11 protein-coding genes are annotated in these 14,769 nt (G+C 69.3%); 7 read left to right on the top strand and 4 right to left on the bottom strand.

Annotation, left to right across the window (positions count from 1 at the left end; all coding sequences use genetic code 11):
• Position 1: 1 nt before the first annotated feature.
• A complete protein-coding gene (gene pdxA / locus KBO27_RS31060; protein ID WP_307870717.1) occupies positions 2-1,000 on the bottom strand; it encodes a 4-hydroxythreonine-4-phosphate dehydrogenase PdxA in 999 nt (332 codons plus the stop codon).
• Complete coding sequence (locus tag KBO27_RS31055; RefSeq protein ID WP_210973421.1) at positions 997-2,199, bottom strand: four-carbon acid sugar kinase family protein; 1,203 nt, start codon at positions 2,197-2,199, stop codon at positions 997-999. The genes pdxA and KBO27_RS31055 overlap by 4 nt, the downstream gene beginning before the upstream one ends.
• 187 nt (positions 2,200-2,386) lie before the next feature.
• Between KBO27_RS31055 and KBO27_RS31050 the strand changes: the two genes are divergently transcribed.
• From KBO27_RS31050 to KBO27_RS31030, 5 genes are all read left to right on the top strand, one after another.
• Positions 2,387-3,370, top strand: coding sequence for an aldo/keto reductase (locus KBO27_RS31050; RefSeq protein ID WP_210973420.1), 984 nt, complete (start codon positions 2,387-2,389; stop codon positions 3,368-3,370).
• A 26-nt stretch (positions 3,371-3,396) separates the two neighbouring features.
• Positions 3,397-4,158, top strand: coding sequence for an HpcH/HpaI aldolase family protein (locus KBO27_RS31045; protein WP_210973419.1), 762 nt, complete (start codon positions 3,397-3,399; stop codon positions 4,156-4,158).
• On the top strand, positions 4,155-5,315 hold the full coding sequence (locus KBO27_RS31040) for a sialidase family protein (protein WP_210973418.1): 1,161 nt from the start codon (positions 4,155-4,157) through the stop codon (positions 5,313-5,315). Before KBO27_RS31045 ends, KBO27_RS31040 begins: the two co-directional genes overlap by 4 nt.
• 26 nt (positions 5,316-5,341) lie before the next feature.
• The gene (locus KBO27_RS31035) at positions 5,342-6,721 is read left to right on the top strand and encodes an Nramp family divalent metal transporter (protein WP_210973417.1); all 1,380 of its coding nucleotides are present in this window, start codon (positions 5,342-5,344) and stop codon (positions 6,719-6,721) included.
• A 729-nt stretch (positions 6,722-7,450) separates the two neighbouring features.
• On the top strand, positions 7,451-9,742 hold the full coding sequence (locus KBO27_RS31030) for an FdhF/YdeP family oxidoreductase (protein WP_210973416.1): 2,292 nt from the start codon (positions 7,451-7,453) through the stop codon (positions 9,740-9,742).
• Between the two features lie 47 nt (positions 9,743-9,789).
• Here KBO27_RS31030 and KBO27_RS31025 read toward each other — a convergent pair whose 3' ends face one another.
• Together KBO27_RS31025 and KBO27_RS31020 are read right to left on the bottom strand one after the other, a co-directional pair.
• The gene (locus tag KBO27_RS31025) at positions 9,790-10,266 is read right to left on the bottom strand and encodes a (2Fe-2S)-binding protein (RefSeq protein WP_132677935.1); all 477 of its coding nucleotides are present in this window, start codon (positions 10,264-10,266) and stop codon (positions 9,790-9,792) included.
• A gap of 9 nt (positions 10,267-10,275) precedes the next feature.
• Positions 10,276-12,645: a molybdopterin cofactor-binding domain-containing protein gene (locus KBO27_RS31020; protein WP_210973415.1), complete on the bottom strand. Its 2,370-nt coding sequence runs from the start codon at positions 12,643-12,645 to the stop codon at positions 10,276-10,278.
• A 443-nt stretch (positions 12,646-13,088) separates the two neighbouring features.
• Between KBO27_RS31020 and KBO27_RS31015 the strand changes: the two genes are divergently transcribed.
• Both KBO27_RS31015 and KBO27_RS31010 read left to right on the top strand, forming a co-directional pair.
• Complete coding sequence (locus KBO27_RS31015) at positions 13,089-14,006, top strand: response regulator transcription factor (RefSeq protein ID WP_210973414.1); 918 nt, start codon at positions 13,089-13,091, stop codon at positions 14,004-14,006.
• A gap of 95 nt (positions 14,007-14,101) precedes the next feature.
• A partial coding sequence (locus KBO27_RS31010) for an AMP-binding protein (RefSeq protein WP_210973413.1) occupies positions 14,102-14,769 on the top strand: 668 nt, incomplete at its 3' end.

The raw sequence follows: 14,769 nt of genomic DNA, 5'->3' as shown, positions 1-14,769 counted from the left end.
CTCACGCGCACAGGTTCGCGGCCTGGCGGATGGCTTCGACCATGCTTTCGCTGCTTGCCTTGCCGGTACCCGCGATGTCGAAGGCCGTGCCGTGGTCGACCGAGGTTCGGATGACGGGCAGGCCGACGGTGATGTTCACGCCGGTCTCGATGCCGAGCACCTTCACCGGCCCATGGCCCTGGTCGTGGTACATCGCGACGATGAGGTCGTACTCGCCACGCGTGGCGAGGAAGAACGCGGTGTCGGCGGGCAGCGGGCCCTGGGCGTCGATGCCGTCGGCGCGCAGCTTCTCCAGCGCGGGGACGATCTTCTCGTCCTCCTCGCCGTAGCCGAACAGGCCGTTCTCGCCGGCATGCGGGTTGATGCCGCAGACGCCGATGCGCGGGAACTCGATGCCCGAGTCGCGCAGCGTTCGGTCACCGCGGCGCACGGTGCGCTCGACGATGCCGGGCTCGATCGCGGCGACGGCGTCGATCAGCCCGATGTGGGTGGTCACGTGGATGACCTTCATCGCCGGGGTCGCCAGCATCATCGACACCTCGCCGGTGCCGGTGAGGTGCGCGAGCAGCTCGGTGTGGCCCGGGAAGACGTGCCCGGCGGCGTGCAGCGCCTCCTTGTTCAGGGGTGCGGTGCAGATGGCCTGCGCCGCACCGCTCGTCGCCAGCTCGCTCGCCACCCGGATGTAGTGGTAGGCGGCGTCACCGGCGACCGAGGACACCGCGCCCCACGGGAGGTCAGCGGGCAGCAGGCCGAGGTCGATGACGTTGATCCGGCCCGGGGTGAAGACCGCGTCGTCGACGGAGTCGACCGCGACCACCTCGGTGTCGACACCGAGAATGCGGGCGGCTTTCCGCAAGCGGCCGGCGTCGCCGATCACGATGGGACGGCACCGACCGGCGGTGGCCTCGTCGAGGAGCGCCCCGACGGTGACCTCGGGCCCGATTCCGGCCCCGTCGCCCATCGTCACGGCGATCACGGGTGTGGTGGAGGCACTGTTCACTTGGGCGACCTTTCGATTACAGCGGGACGGAGGTGTTCAACGATCCGGGCGAGGCTGTCGCTCTCGCCGAAGCTGCCGGGACGCGTCACCACGGACGTACCGGCGGGGGTGCGGCTGTGCACGGCACCGTGGTGGATCTGGCCGACCGGGACCAGCGTGCGCACGCCGAGCGCGTCGAGCACCAGCCGAGCGGTCTCACCGCCGGTGAGAACGACGTCGACCGGGCCGGGTTGGCGTTCGACGACACCCGCGGCAGTGGAAGCCAGCCCCCGGGCCAGTTTTCGCGACCACCCGGGTGCGACCGGCTCGGACGGGTCGATGCGCAGGGCGGTCGGTCCGCGTTCGAGTGCGACGAGCGCGCGGGAGAGAGCGGACTCGCTGATGCCCTGACCGACGAGGTCGGCGGTGCCGCAGGTCACGGTGCGCATTCCGCGCAGCTCGGCGACGCGCAACTGCCCGGCGGCCTCGGGTGAAGCCGTTCCGACCACGAGGAGCAGCGGGTTTCCCGTTGCTGTGATCGGAGTTTCGTCGGCGGGTGCTGGCGCGGTGCGCCCGATGGCCGCGGCCAGGCCACCTGAACCGGCCAGTCGAGCCCCATCCGGAGCTGCGGCCACCACGGCGTCGAGGTCGGCGTCCACCTCACCGTCGCAGATCGGAACCTCATCCGTGGCGATGCATTCGGCCAAGGCGGCGCGGAGCGATGCCGAGCGGACCGTCCCCAGCGGGATGGTGCGGCAGGGGAGCGGCGCGAGGGCCTCGGCGATGCTGCGCGGCGGAGACGCGCCCTCGACCTGCCACGCGGCCGAGCGGTGCAGCGGGACGCCGTGCAGGTGCGCGACACCGCCGACCACGGACCGGTGCAGAGCGGGCAGTGCGGGTGCGACGACCAGCGGTCGATCCGCGGCGGCGGTCAGCACCGCGCCGACGTTGCCGCGAAGCTGCGAATCGATCTTGACGAAAACGCCGCGGTCCCCCGCACCACGCAGGGCGGTGGAGGTGATCCGACCCGCCGTGGCGGCGGGGAGCGAGCGGATGTCGAGGTCCACCGCGACCACGGACTGCGCGTTGTGCGCAGTTGGGGAAGAGTCCTGCCGCGCGAGTTCGACCGTCGTGGACTGGCCGAGGGCTCGTAGGCACGCAGCTGTCTCCACGGCTCCGGACAGGTCGTCGGCCAGTGCGAGAAGTCCGTTTTCCAGCAATTCCGGCTCCTCGTCGTAGTTCAGCGCGGTGCTTGCGGCTTGTCCGGGGTCGGTCGTGCGACTTGGTGGCCACGCTAGCGGAATTGCGTGTTTCGCGCCATCGCTATTGCGCGAAACGCGCAGTCCTGCGATGGTGATCCACGCAACGAGGCCGGGTGGCCACCGCATTCCCCCGAGGAGTCCCCGCATGAACTTTTCGCATTTGGAGGTGCCTGGCGTCGAGGTGCCCATGTCGTCCCTCGTGCTCGGGACGATGACGTTCGGCGACACCGTCGATGCTGCCGGAGCGGCGAAGATGCTCGACACCGCGCTCGACGCGGGCATCACCGCGGTGGACACGGCCAACGGATACGCGGGCGGCGAGACCGAGCGCATCCTCGGTGAGCTCCTACCGGCTCGGCGCGACCGCATCTCGCTGGCCACCAAGGCGGGCATGCCGCACCCGGACGCGGGCGACCACTCGCCGCTGTCGCCCGAGGGCCTGCGGGCCAGCGTCGACGGGAGTCTCTCGCGGCTCGGCGCGGAGCGAATCGACCTGTTCTACCTGCACCAGCCCGACCGCGCGGCCTCGCTCGCCGACACGCTCACCACGGTCGCGAGCCTGGTCGACGAGGGGAAGATCGGTGCCCTCGGCGTCTCCAACTTCGCCGCCTGGCAGATCGCCGAGCTCAACCACGTCGCTGACGAGGTCGGCGCACCGCGCCCGGTCATCGCCCAGCAGCTGTACAACCTGCTGGCCCGTCGCGTCGAGGACGAGTACGTCGAGTTCGCCGACACGACAGGTCTGCTGACCGTGGTCTACAACCCGCTGGCCGGCGGACTGCTCACCGGCAGGCACAGCTTCGAGCGCGATCCCTCCTCGGGACGCTTCGCAGACTCGCGGCTCGCCGAGATGTACCGGAAGCGCTACTGGGACGAGCGGCTCTTCGGTGCGATCGAACGCCTCCACAGCGTCGCCGAGGACGCCGCGATCCCACTGGTGGAGCTCTCGCTTCGCTGGGTGCTCAGCAAATCGGCCACCTCGGCCGTGCTGCTCGGCGGCTCCAAGGTCGACCAGCTCGAATCCAACATCGCTGCGCTGGGGGCCGGACCGCTCCCGTCGGACGTGGTCGAGGCGTGCGACTCCGTCGGTGAGCTCCTGCGCGGTCCGATGCCCGCATACAACCGCTGAGATCGTCGCAAACGAAAGGAAAACCCTTGTCCGCAGCGGAATTCGCGCGCAAGCTGCGCGCCCGCGAGAGGGTCGTCGGGTACTGGGTCGTGCTCGACAACCCGATCGGCACCGAGCGCATCGCCCGGCTCGGCTACGACTACGTCGCCGTCGACGCCCAGCACGGCCTGCTCGGCTACTCCGGGCTGCTCAACGCCATGATGGCCATCGACGCCGGTGGTGGGTCCGTCGGTCTCACCCGGGTGGAAGCCAACGATCCCGCTGCCATCGGGCACGCCCTCGACGCGGGTTCGGGTGGGATCATCGTCCCGCTGGTCGACTCGGCCGAGGACGCCCGTGCGGCCGTGGCCGCCACGCGCTACCCGCCGCGCGGACGACGCTCCTACGGCCCGATGCGCTCGGGACTGCGGATCGGACCGCGCCCGGCTGATGCCGACGAGAGCACCGTGCTGCTGGCGATGATCGAAACCCCGCAAGGCCTCGCCAACCTCCGCGAGATCTGCGCGACCGAGGGGATCGACGGCGTCTACGTGGGCCCATCGGACCTGTGCTTGGCCGTCGGCGGAGCGTTCCCGGGCGACCCGGCCGTGGCCGAGGAATTCGAGCAGGCGGTGGCGGACATCAAGGACGCGGCAGCCGAAGCGGGAATCGCGGCCGGCATCCACACGCCCGATGGCGCGTCCGCTGCGCGCAGGCTGGAACAGGGCTACACGTTCGCCAGCGTCGCCTGCGATTTGGTGCACCTGGAACGGGTGGCGGGCGAGCACTTGGAGGCGGCGAAGTCATGACCGACCTGATCGTCGACGGCGTGCTCCGCGAAGTCGAGCCGAGCCGGTTCGAGGCCTACCTGAGCGCGGGCACCGCGCAATCGCACGCCGCCAACCTCATGCCGCTGGCCAGCGGCGAGCTAGGCTGCGCCTGGTTCGCCGGGACGCAGGAAGGGCTCTCCGACATCAACGTCTGGTTCGCCCGCCTCGATCGCGCGGGGCGCTGGAGCGAACCTGTCCAGGTTTCGGCCGACCCCGAGCGCTCCGAGCAGAATCCGGTCCTCTTCCCCGCGCCCGGTGGCGATCTCTGGTTGCTGTACACCGCGCAGCACTCCGGGGACCAGGACACCGCCGAGGTGCGCCTCGTCGTCTCCGCTGACGAGGGACGCAGCTGGAGTTCGCCGCGCACCCTCGTCCCCGCTTCGGACACCGGTGGTGTGTTCGTCCGGCAACCCGTTGTGGTGCTGGAATCCGGCCGCTGGCTGCTTCCGGTCTTCCACTGCGTGCGTCCGGAGACGGGCCGGTGGCGCGGAGACGAGGACACCAGCGCGGTGCTGGTCTCCGACGACCAGGGCGCCACTTGGTCGCACCACGAGGTCCCGGGCAGCACCGGGTGCGTGCACATGAACGTGGTGCCCCTGGCCGAGGGAGGACTGCTCGCGCTGTTCCGACGCCGTCAGGCCGACGCCATCTTCGCCAGCCGGTCCACCGACGGCATCGCCTGGAGCGAACCCGAACCGACCGAGCTGCCCAACAACAACTCATCGATCCAGATCACCGCACTGCGCGATGGGCGTCTCGCGCTGGCCTACAACCACAGCAGCGCCGCGGACGCCACCGAGCGCCGCGCCTCCCTCTACGACGAGATCGACGGCGACGCGATCACCGACCCAGCCGCGGCGGAGGACCGACCGCCCGGAACCGCGTTCTGGGGCGCCCCGCGCGCCCCGCTGACCGTGGCCCTGTCCGCCGACGGCGGGCGCAGCTGGCCGGTTCGCCGCGACGTGGAGGTCGGCGACGGCTACTGCCTGACCAACAACTCCCGCGACGGCCTCAACCGAGAGCTGTCCTACCCCTCGATCACCCAGACCGACGACGGCGACCTGCACGTCGCCTTCACCCACTTCCGCCGGGCCATCAAGCACGTTCGCGTGTCGCCCTCCTGGTTCGGCGGCTGAAACTCGGCCTTTGCAACGGAGCAACCATGGCTAGTGAAGTCAACGCGAATACCGCGGCGGTGAAGCACCCCGGACCCCCCGAGACCTGGTCCGGTTTCCTCAGGAGCATGGGGCCGGGCATCGTCGTGGTGATGTCCTGGCTGGGGACGGGCGATTTCATCAGTGCCTCGGTCTCCGGCTCCACCTTCGGCTACGCGCTGATCTGGACGCTGGTGGTCGCCACCTTCTCCCGGTACTTCATCGTCTCGGCGATGTCGAAGTACCAGCTGTGCAACTCGGTGGGCGACGAGACCATCCTGGACGGCTACGGCAGGGTGTGGAAGGGCTTCCCGATGTTCATCGGGGCCACCACCTGCGTGCTCGGGTTCGTCTACGTCTCCTTCCTGACCCTGGCCGCGGCGACCGCGCTCGACGCCCTATTTCGGCCGATCCTGCCGCTGGGCAGCTGGGGCATCCCGCTGTGGGCCGTGTTCACCACCGCCGTGGCCTACGCGCTGGCGGCACGGCGCAAGGGGCACTTCCGCGGGCTCGAGATCGTCGCCCAGATCACCATGGCAGTGCTCGTGGTCTGCTTCCTGCTGGCGTTGATCGGCACCGGCCTGGACGTGCCGAAGCTGTTCGGCGGGTTGCTGTTCGAGATGCCACCCGGTGAAGCCGGGTACATCACGGCGGCGAGCACAGCGGTCGGTCTCATCGGTGCTGTCGGCGGCTCGGCGGCCAACCTGCTCTACCCGTACCTGATGCACGAGAAGGGCTGGCGCGGACCCGGATATCTCAAGTTGCAGCGGCTGGACCTGCGCTTCGGCAGCTTCGTGATGTTCGGCCTGGTGCTGGCGGTGTGGGTGGTCGCGGCCGAGACCCTGCACGGGACCGGCGAAAGCGTGTCCTCCGCGGACGGGCTCGCGAGCATGATGGAGAAGGCGATCGGACCGGCCGGGCCGCCGATCATGTGGCTGGCGATCTTCTTCACCGTGTTCAACAACATCGTCACCCAGCCACGCGTGTTCGTGCGCATGTTCGTGGAGTCGTTGCACAAGTCCCGTCCCGATCGGTTGGAACGACTGCGCGCCCACCGCGACCTGGCCGGCGTGGCGGACAAGGAGGCGTTCTCCTACGACCCGTTGTTTTGGGCCATCCTCACGGTGATCATGACCGTGCCGATCGTGTTCTCGCTGCCCGGAATGCCCGGCATGGTGATCATCACCCTGCTCGGCAACTCGGTGAACGTGCTGACCGTGCCCATGATCATCGTCGGGCTCATCGTGATGACCACCAAGCGCTCCCTGATGACCGACGGTTACGCCAACAAGTGGTGGGAGACCACGATCCTCGCCCTCATCGGTGGGGTCGGGCTCTGGGCCACCTACGAGCTGTGCGCCAGCATCGCGGGCGCCCTCGCCGGCTGATCCCCACGTGCTTCGCGGTCCCGGGCAACGGGGTCCGGGACCGCGAAGCACGGTTCACGTGCGCGCGTGCCCAAGCGCGCAGGAGTCCCGACGACCATCGTTAACGCCGTGCACCGGATCTTTCGCGGATCAATCGGCCTGGCGCGAAGCGCTGAGCCGGTGACGTAGGAGGCCTGCGGGCTGGCGAGGAGGACGACGCCTGCGGCGAACGAGCAGCAGGTGCTGAACGCGGTCCGCGATCAGTTCTGGGACGCCGGTTGCGCCGCGACCTCGCTGGAGACCTGATGCGGGCCACCGGGCTCGGCAAGGGCAGCCTGTACGCGGCGTTCAGCGACAGCGCCAGCTCTTCCTCCGGGTGCTCCGCAGCTACAGCACCTGCGGGCTCGGTAACGCCGATCCGGGCCCCGCGAATCCGTCCCCGATTTCAGTGGAAATCCGACTCCGGAATTCCACTGAAATCGGGGTGCGCGTGCTCGCGGGGTGTCGGTTGCCGGAGTGATGCCGGGCACAGTCCGGGTTCGTGCGGGAATCGGAATGTGGGACGCAGCGGTGCTGTGACCTGCTGGTTCGCGGAATCTCGGGGTTTCGGGGCAGGTCGAGAAGAGGTGGTTATCGACCCATAGGTGTCGGTTCTTTGACTTCGGTTCGAGATCGGCATTAGCTGGCGGGAGTCGCGATTCCACAGTGGCGCAACGGTGCGCGAGGGATGAACAGGGGAACGGCCGCAGCATGAGTCGTAAGGAAGATCCGGTCGACGATCTGAAGGTGACCGCGCCGAAGACGTGGGCCACCGGGGCGCCGGCGGTCGGGCACGCGTTGCAGTACTCGCTCAGCCAGACCTCGCCGCGCCGGACCGCGCTGACGCTGCTGAACCTCAACCAGGGCAAGGGAATCGACTGCCCCGGCTGCGCGTGGCCCGACCCGGACCCGAAGCACCGGCCGATGAACGAGTACTGCGAGAACGGCGCCAAGCACGTCAACGACGAGGCGACCTCGCACCGCGTCACCCGCGAGTTCTTCCAGCAGTACTCCGTCGCCGAGCTCGCCGAGAAGTCCGACTACTGGCTCAACCAGCAGGGACGCCTGACCGAACCCGTGGTCAAGCGCTCCGACTCGGACTTCTACGAGCCGATCAGCTGGGACGACGCCCTCGACCTGCTCGCGGCGGAACTGCGCTCGCTCGACTCGCCGAACGAGGCCCTGTTCTACACCTCGGGGCGGGTCAGCAACGAAGCCGCGTTCCTGCTCCAGCTGTTCGCCCGCGCCTACGGCACCAACAACCTGCCGGACTGCAGCAACATGTGCCACGAGTCCAGCGGCTCGGCCATGCAGGAGACGCTCGGAGTCGGCAAGGGCACCGTCAGCCTCGACGACCTGCACCACTCCGACCTGATCTTCGTCATCGGCCAGAACCCGGGCACCAACCACCCGCGGATGCTCACCGCGCTGGAACGCGCCAAGCACAACGGCGGCGAGGTCGTCGCGGTCAACCCGCTGCCCGAGGCCGGGCTGATGCGGTTCAAGAACCCGCAGAAGGTCCGCGGCGTGCTCGGCCGGGGCACCGCCATCGCCGACCAGTTCCTGCAGATCCGCCCCGGCGGTGACCTCGCGCTGTTCAAGGCGCTGAACCTGCTGCTGCTCGAAGCCGAGGACGCCGCCCCCGGCACCGTCCTGGACCACGAGTTCCTCCGCGCCCACACCACGGGCTTCGAGGAGTTCGCCCGCCAGGCGCGGGAGCTGTCCTGGGACGAGGTGCACGCCGCGACCGGGCTCACCCGCGCCGAGATCGAGCAGGTGCGCGACCGCGTCCTGGCCAGCAACAGCGTCATCGCCTGCTGGGCCATGGGGCTGACCCAGCAGAAGCACGGCGTCGCCACCATCCGCGAGATCGTCAACTTCCTGATGCTGCGCGGCAACCTCGGCAAGCCCGGTGCCGGTGCGTGCCCGGTGCGCGGGCACAGCAACGTCCAGGGCGACCGCACCATGGGCATCTGGGAACGCGTCCCGCAGTCCTTCCTGGACTCCCTCGAAGCGGAATTCGGCTTCACGCCGCCGAAGGAGCACGGCTGGGACTCGGTGGACTCCATCCGGGCCATGCTCGACGGACGCGCGCGGCTCTTCCTCGGCGTGGCGGGCAACTTCGTCCGCGCCTCGCCGGACAGCGAGGTGACCGAGAAGGCGATGCGCCAGTGCCGGCTGACCGCGCACATCTCCACCAAGCTCAACCGCTCCCACACCGTGTGCGGCGAAACCGCGCTGATCCTGCCCACTCTGGGTCGCAGCGACCGGGACGTGCAGAACGGCGTGGAGCAGTTCGTCACCGTCGAGGACTCGATGAGCATGGTGCACGCGTCCTTCGGCCGACTCGAACCCGCTTCGGAGGCGCTGCTCAGCGAGGTCGCGATCCTGTCCCGGCTGGCCCGCCGGACGTTGGAGGAGGACCCGGCCATCCCGTGGGAGGAGTTCGAGGCGAACTACGACGCGATCCGCGACCGGATCTCCCGCGTCGTTCCCGACTTCGAGGACTTCAACCGGCGAGTGGCCGACCCGGCCGGCTTCCTGCTGCCGAACCCGGTCAACAGCGGTGATTTCCGCACGCCGAGCGGCAAGGCGGTGTTCAGCTCCAACGAGTTCGAGTGGCTCTCGGCGCCCGACGGGTACCTGGTCCTGCAATCGCTGCGCTCGCACGACCAGTGGAACACCATCCCGTACGCCAACGACGACCGCTACCGCGGCATCCACGACGCCCGCCGCGTCGTGATGGTCAACCCCGCGGACCTCGAGGAGCTCGGCATCGCCGACCGCTCCGCAGTGGACATCGTCAGCGTGTGGCACGACGGGGTCGAGCGGCGGGCCGCGAACTTCCGCGTGGTCGGCTACCCGGCGGCGCGGGGGTCGGCCGCCGCGTACTACCCGGAGACCAACGTGCTCGTCCCGCTCGACAGCGTCGCCGACGTCAGCAACACGCCGACCTCCAAGGGCGTCATCGTCCGCCTGGAACCCGTCGCCGAGCAGCGCTGACGCTCGCGAAGGGCCGCACGCACCGCGCGCGGCCCTTCGCGATGGGGTCACATCCTGGTGGAGCCGTCCTTGATGGCCTCCCGGATCCGGAAGTAGGTGCCGCAGCGGCACACGTTGCGGATCTCCTCGATGTCGGCGTCGGTGATCTCCCGGCCCTTCGCCTGGGCCTGCTTCACCTTGGCCACCGCCGCCATGATCTGGCCCGGCTGGCAGTAGCCGCACTGCACGACGTCGTGGTCGAGCCACGCCTCCTGCATGGGGTGCAGCTCCTCGCCGACGGTGTCCGGCAGGCCCTCGATCGTGGTGATCTCATCGGAGGCTTCGACGTCCTTGACCTGCACCGAGCAGGGGTTGAACGCCTTGCCGTTGATGTGGCTGGTGCAGGCCTTGCAGACGTTGATCCCGCACCCGTACTTCGGACCCGTGACGCCGAGCAGGTCGCGGATGACCCACAGCAGCCGCACGTCGTCCTCGACGTCCACCGTGATCTGCTTGCCGTTCAGCTTGAAGGTGTGCTCGGGCATTCTGCCTCCTCAGTAGGTGTGGTCCAGGCCGTTGGTCGGCGACGGCGGCAACGGCGGGACGTGCGGGTAGGGCTCGAACGCGAGCGGGTCGTTGTGGTTGATCGGGAAGTACGTCGGGGTCTTGCCGGTGGCCGCGCGGTAGGCGCAGGCGGTGGCCGCGAACGCGGGAGCGACGCCCATCTCGCCGCCACCGGAGGGCATCTCGCTCTCCTCGGCGGGCAGGATCACCGGCGTGAACTCGAACGGCAGGTTCCACTGCCGGCAGTAGAAGAAGTTGTCCCAGCTGGCCTCGGCGATGCGGCCCTCGTTGAGGTGGACGCTGGCGGTCAGCGCCTGCGCGAGACCGTCGATGAAGCCGCCCTGCATCATGGCTTCGAGCCCGAGCGGGTTGACCACGATGTGCCCGGGGATCGTGACGAGCACGCCCCGCGTCACCCTCGGTCCGGTGACCCCGTCGCGGACCGGCCGGTTGACCGTCTCCGGGCGGCAGTCGATCTCCACGAAGCAGGCCATCGTGTTCTTGTACTCGTGGTGCAGCGCGATCCCGTGGCCGACGCCGTCCGGCGTGGGCTGCCCCCACCCGCCGACCTCAGCGGCCTTGTCCAGGACCTTCAGCAGGTTCTCGTTCTTGACGTACTTGCGCCGGAAGTCGTACGGGTTCATGCCCATCGTCTCGGCGAGCTCGTCGACGAACAGCTCCCTCGTGGTCGCCACGTCCGGCGAGTACACGTTGCGCGTGCTGCCGGTGTTGAAACCGCCGCGCTTCTGGTTGTTGGCCGGGCTCTGGTGCGTCTCGGTCAGCAGCGTCTTGGTGACGCCGAAGTTGTACAGCGACGGCGTGGTCAGCGTGAAGATGACCTCGGAGATCGAGTACCCTCCCAGCGGCAGGCGGCTCGCCGTGGACGTCAGCGCTTCGCCGAAGCCGTGGCTGAAGTCGGTGCGCACACCGGCGAGGTGCTGCTCCAGGCTGATCACGTCGTTGGTGAACGACGCCCGGATCGTGCCCACCGACATCGGGTGGACGCGGCCCTGCCTGCAGTCGTCGGCGCGGTGCCACATGAGCTTGACCGGCTTGCCGAGCTTCTGGGAGATCTCGGCGGCCTCGGACGCGGCGTCGTGGAACAGGCAGCGGCCGAACGAACCGCCACCGGGCACCACGTGCACCGTCACCTGGGGCTGCGCGAGCCCGAGCTCTTGGGCGATGGCCGCCTGCGCGACGATCGGGACCTTCACCGTCGACCAGATCTCGGCCCGGTCGGGCCGGACGTCGGCGATCGCGGAGTTGACGCCCAGCGCGCTGCCGTTGACGAAGCCGAAGGTGTACTGGCGCTCCAAGGTCTGGGTGGCCGGCGTCGGCGGGATCACCGGGGGCGGTGTCGCGGCCTTGAGCTTCTGCTCGACGGTCGCGTCGGACTCGTCGTCGACCGGTCCCGGTCCCCACGACACGTCCAGCGCGTTGACCGCGTCGATGCACTGGCCGAAGGTCTCGCCGCGCACGGCGACACCGCTGCTGATCTGCACGACGTCGGTGACGCCCGGCATCGTGCGCACCTGGTCGATGTTGTTCACCGCGCGCACGGTGCCGTTGATCGTCGGCGGGCGGCAGACCATCGTCGGCTTCGCGCCGGGGACCTGGAGGTCGGTGGTGAACTTCTTGCGCCCGGTGACCGCCTCCAGCGCGTCGATGCGCCTGGTCGGCTTGCCGACGACCTTGAACTCCGACTCGGGCTTGAGGTCCACCTGGACCTCGGTGGTCGTGTCGCTGGCGGCCTTGTGCACGAGGTCGCCGTAGGGGATGGCGTTGCCCGCCGCCGAGGTGATCGTCCCGAGCTTGGCGGTGAGCAGGTCCGCCTGCTCGCCGAGGACGTGGCTCGCGGCCTCCAGCAGCCGGCCCTTGGCGATCGCGGCCGCGGTGCGCACCGGCCAGTACAGCGCGCTGATCGAGGCCGAACCACCGGTGAGCTGGTTGAACACCAGCTCGGGCCGGGCGTCGGCGAGGGTGATGTGCACCTTTTCCAGGGGTAACTCGAGCTCCTCGGCGATGAGCATCGCGATCGCCGTGCTCAGGCCCTGACCGACCTCGGTGCGGTGGAGCGCGAAGGTGGCCGAGCCGTCCTCGTTGAGCTGGATGGAGATGAGGTTCGCGGTGGGGCGCGCGGCGTAGACCAGTCCGTCGGTGAGGTCGACGTGGTCGGCGACCTGCGGGGTCGGTGGAACGCCCGCGCCGGTCGCGGCGGCTGCCGCGGGGCCGAGGAGGGATCCGCCGCCGAGCTCGGCGGCGGCCACCAGCGTGGGCGCCGCCAGCAGGTATCCCAGGAAGCGGCGCCTGCTGGGGCTGGTGGCGCCGGGTGCGGTGGTGTCCGTGCGACTGGAGCGCATGGGGCTCAACCTTTCGACGGGCTTGTCAGTTCGGAAGCGTCGCGAGGTTCGGGAAACTCGGTGTCGCGGTGGTATTTCCGCCTGGTGCGTACTCGTCGCTGCGAGTCGGTTGGCGAGTCATGTTGCAGGACCGGATTCCGCTTCCAATACCCCCGAGATGGGGTGATCGGGAGGTCACGGACAGTGCCGAGGAGGCGGAACCGGATCACCGGAGGTCAGGGGTACGGGGCTGTGACCGGCGTCATGATTTCGTTACGCGAAGTGCTCGAACAACCACCCGTATGGATGCCCCCGTAAGTGGGTAGGCGGGGCGTGTTGTGCGCGGAGGGAATCGTTTCAGCGGCCGAATGGCGGGTATAGTCGTGCAACTCAGTGCCACTACGGGGTGGGTGTCTTCGGCGCGGAACCGGAACGCGTCGATCAGCCGATGGAGGACGGACACTATGGCCGGCAGCGGAAACGGCAACGGCGCCGTGACGCGGAGACCTGACGACCGGACGAACGGCGAAGCGCGTCTGCGGCCCGACGATCGCGACGCGCTGCGCGCTGAACTGCGCTCGGTGTCGTCCGAATCGGACTTCCCGGTCGCCTTCGGCGGCGAGGTCACCAGCTCCAGCGTCCGGCTCACCGAGTGCTTCGGCACCTTGACCACGCGCCTGCGCGACCTGGAGGTGCACGAGGGCAGGGGAGTCGGCGGCCAGGCGCTGGCGTTCGGCAGGCCCATCGGCGTCGTCGACTACGGAGCCGCCCGGCACATCACCCACGACTACGACGGCCCGGTCATGGCCGAACGGCTGTCGGCGGTGCTCGCGGTCCCCGTGCGGGTGCGCGGGAAGTGCCGCGCCGTCCTCTACGGAGCGATCCGCCAGCGGGTCGCCGTCGGTGACCGGGCGCGGGATTCGCTGGTCGCGGCCGGGCGGCGCCTGGCCGCCGAACTGGCGGTCCGCGACGAGGTCGACCGGCGGATGTCGATGGCCGAGGCGGTCGCGGCCACCCGGCGCCCCGACGTCGCCGACGTGGCCGACCTGGAAGAGCTGCGGTCGGTGCACTCCGAGCTGTGCGCGATCGCCGGGTCGGTGGAGGACGCGAACCTGCGGACCCGGATGTACGAGGTCGCGCAGCGCCTCACCGACCTGCGGTCGGGCGAGACCGCGCCGGCACCGCAGCTCCGGTTGTCCCGGCGGGAGATCGACGTCCTCTCGCAGGTGGCGCTCGGCTGCACCAACGTCGAAGTGGCGGAACGGCTTTCGCTCGCGCCCGAGACGGTGAAGGCGTACTTGCGCGCGGCGATGCGCAGGCTCGGGGCGCGCACCCGGCACGAGGCCGTCGTGCGCGCGCGATCCGCCTGGCTGCTGCCGTGACACCCGGGCCTACCCCAATTCGGGTGTAACGCGGGCACGTTGCCGGTCCCTACTGTGTGCGGTCACGAACACACGCCACCTGCCGGGAGGAAAACGTGCCTGCGGTCGAGCTGTCCTACGCGTCCGGGGTTTCGGACGTGCCGTTGCTGGGCGACACCATCGGGGAGAACCTCGAACGCACGGCCGCCCGCTTCCCCGACCAGGACGCGCTGGTGGAGGTGTCCACGGGTCGTCGCTGGACCTATCAGGAGTTCCTGGCGGAGGTCGACGTCGTCGCGGCCGGTCTGCTCGAAGCGGGCGTCGTCAAGGGCGACCGGGTCGGGATCTGGGGTCCCAACCGCGCCGAGTGGACGCTGACCCAGTACGCGACGGCGCGGATCGGCGCGATCCTGGTCAACATCAACCCCGCGTACCGGTCGCACGAGCTGGAGTTCGTGCTCAACCAGGCCGGGGTTCGGATGCTGGTGTCGGCCAAGTCGTTCAAGAGCTCGGACTACGTGGCCATCGTGGAGGAGGTGCGCGGCAGGTGCGCGGCCCTGGACGAGGTCGTGTACTTCGACGACCCGAGCTGGCAGCGGTTGCTGGATGCGGGGCGCCTGGCCGATCGTGAGCGCGTCCGATCGGTGCAGTCGACGTTGTCGGCGGATGATGCGATCAACATTCAGTACACGTCGGGGACGACGGGTTTTCCGAAGGGTGCGACGTTGTCGCATCACAACATCCTGAACAACGGTTTTTTCGTGGGGGAGTTGTGCGGGTATTC

The sequence above is a fragment of the Saccharopolyspora endophytica genome (assembly GCF_018070075.1).
Taxonomy (GTDB): domain Bacteria; phylum Actinomycetota; class Actinomycetes; order Mycobacteriales; family Pseudonocardiaceae; genus Saccharopolyspora; species Saccharopolyspora endophytica.
The sequence above is the reverse complement of the archived record's forward strand: the minus strand, read 5'-3'. Positions and strand labels throughout refer to the sequence as shown.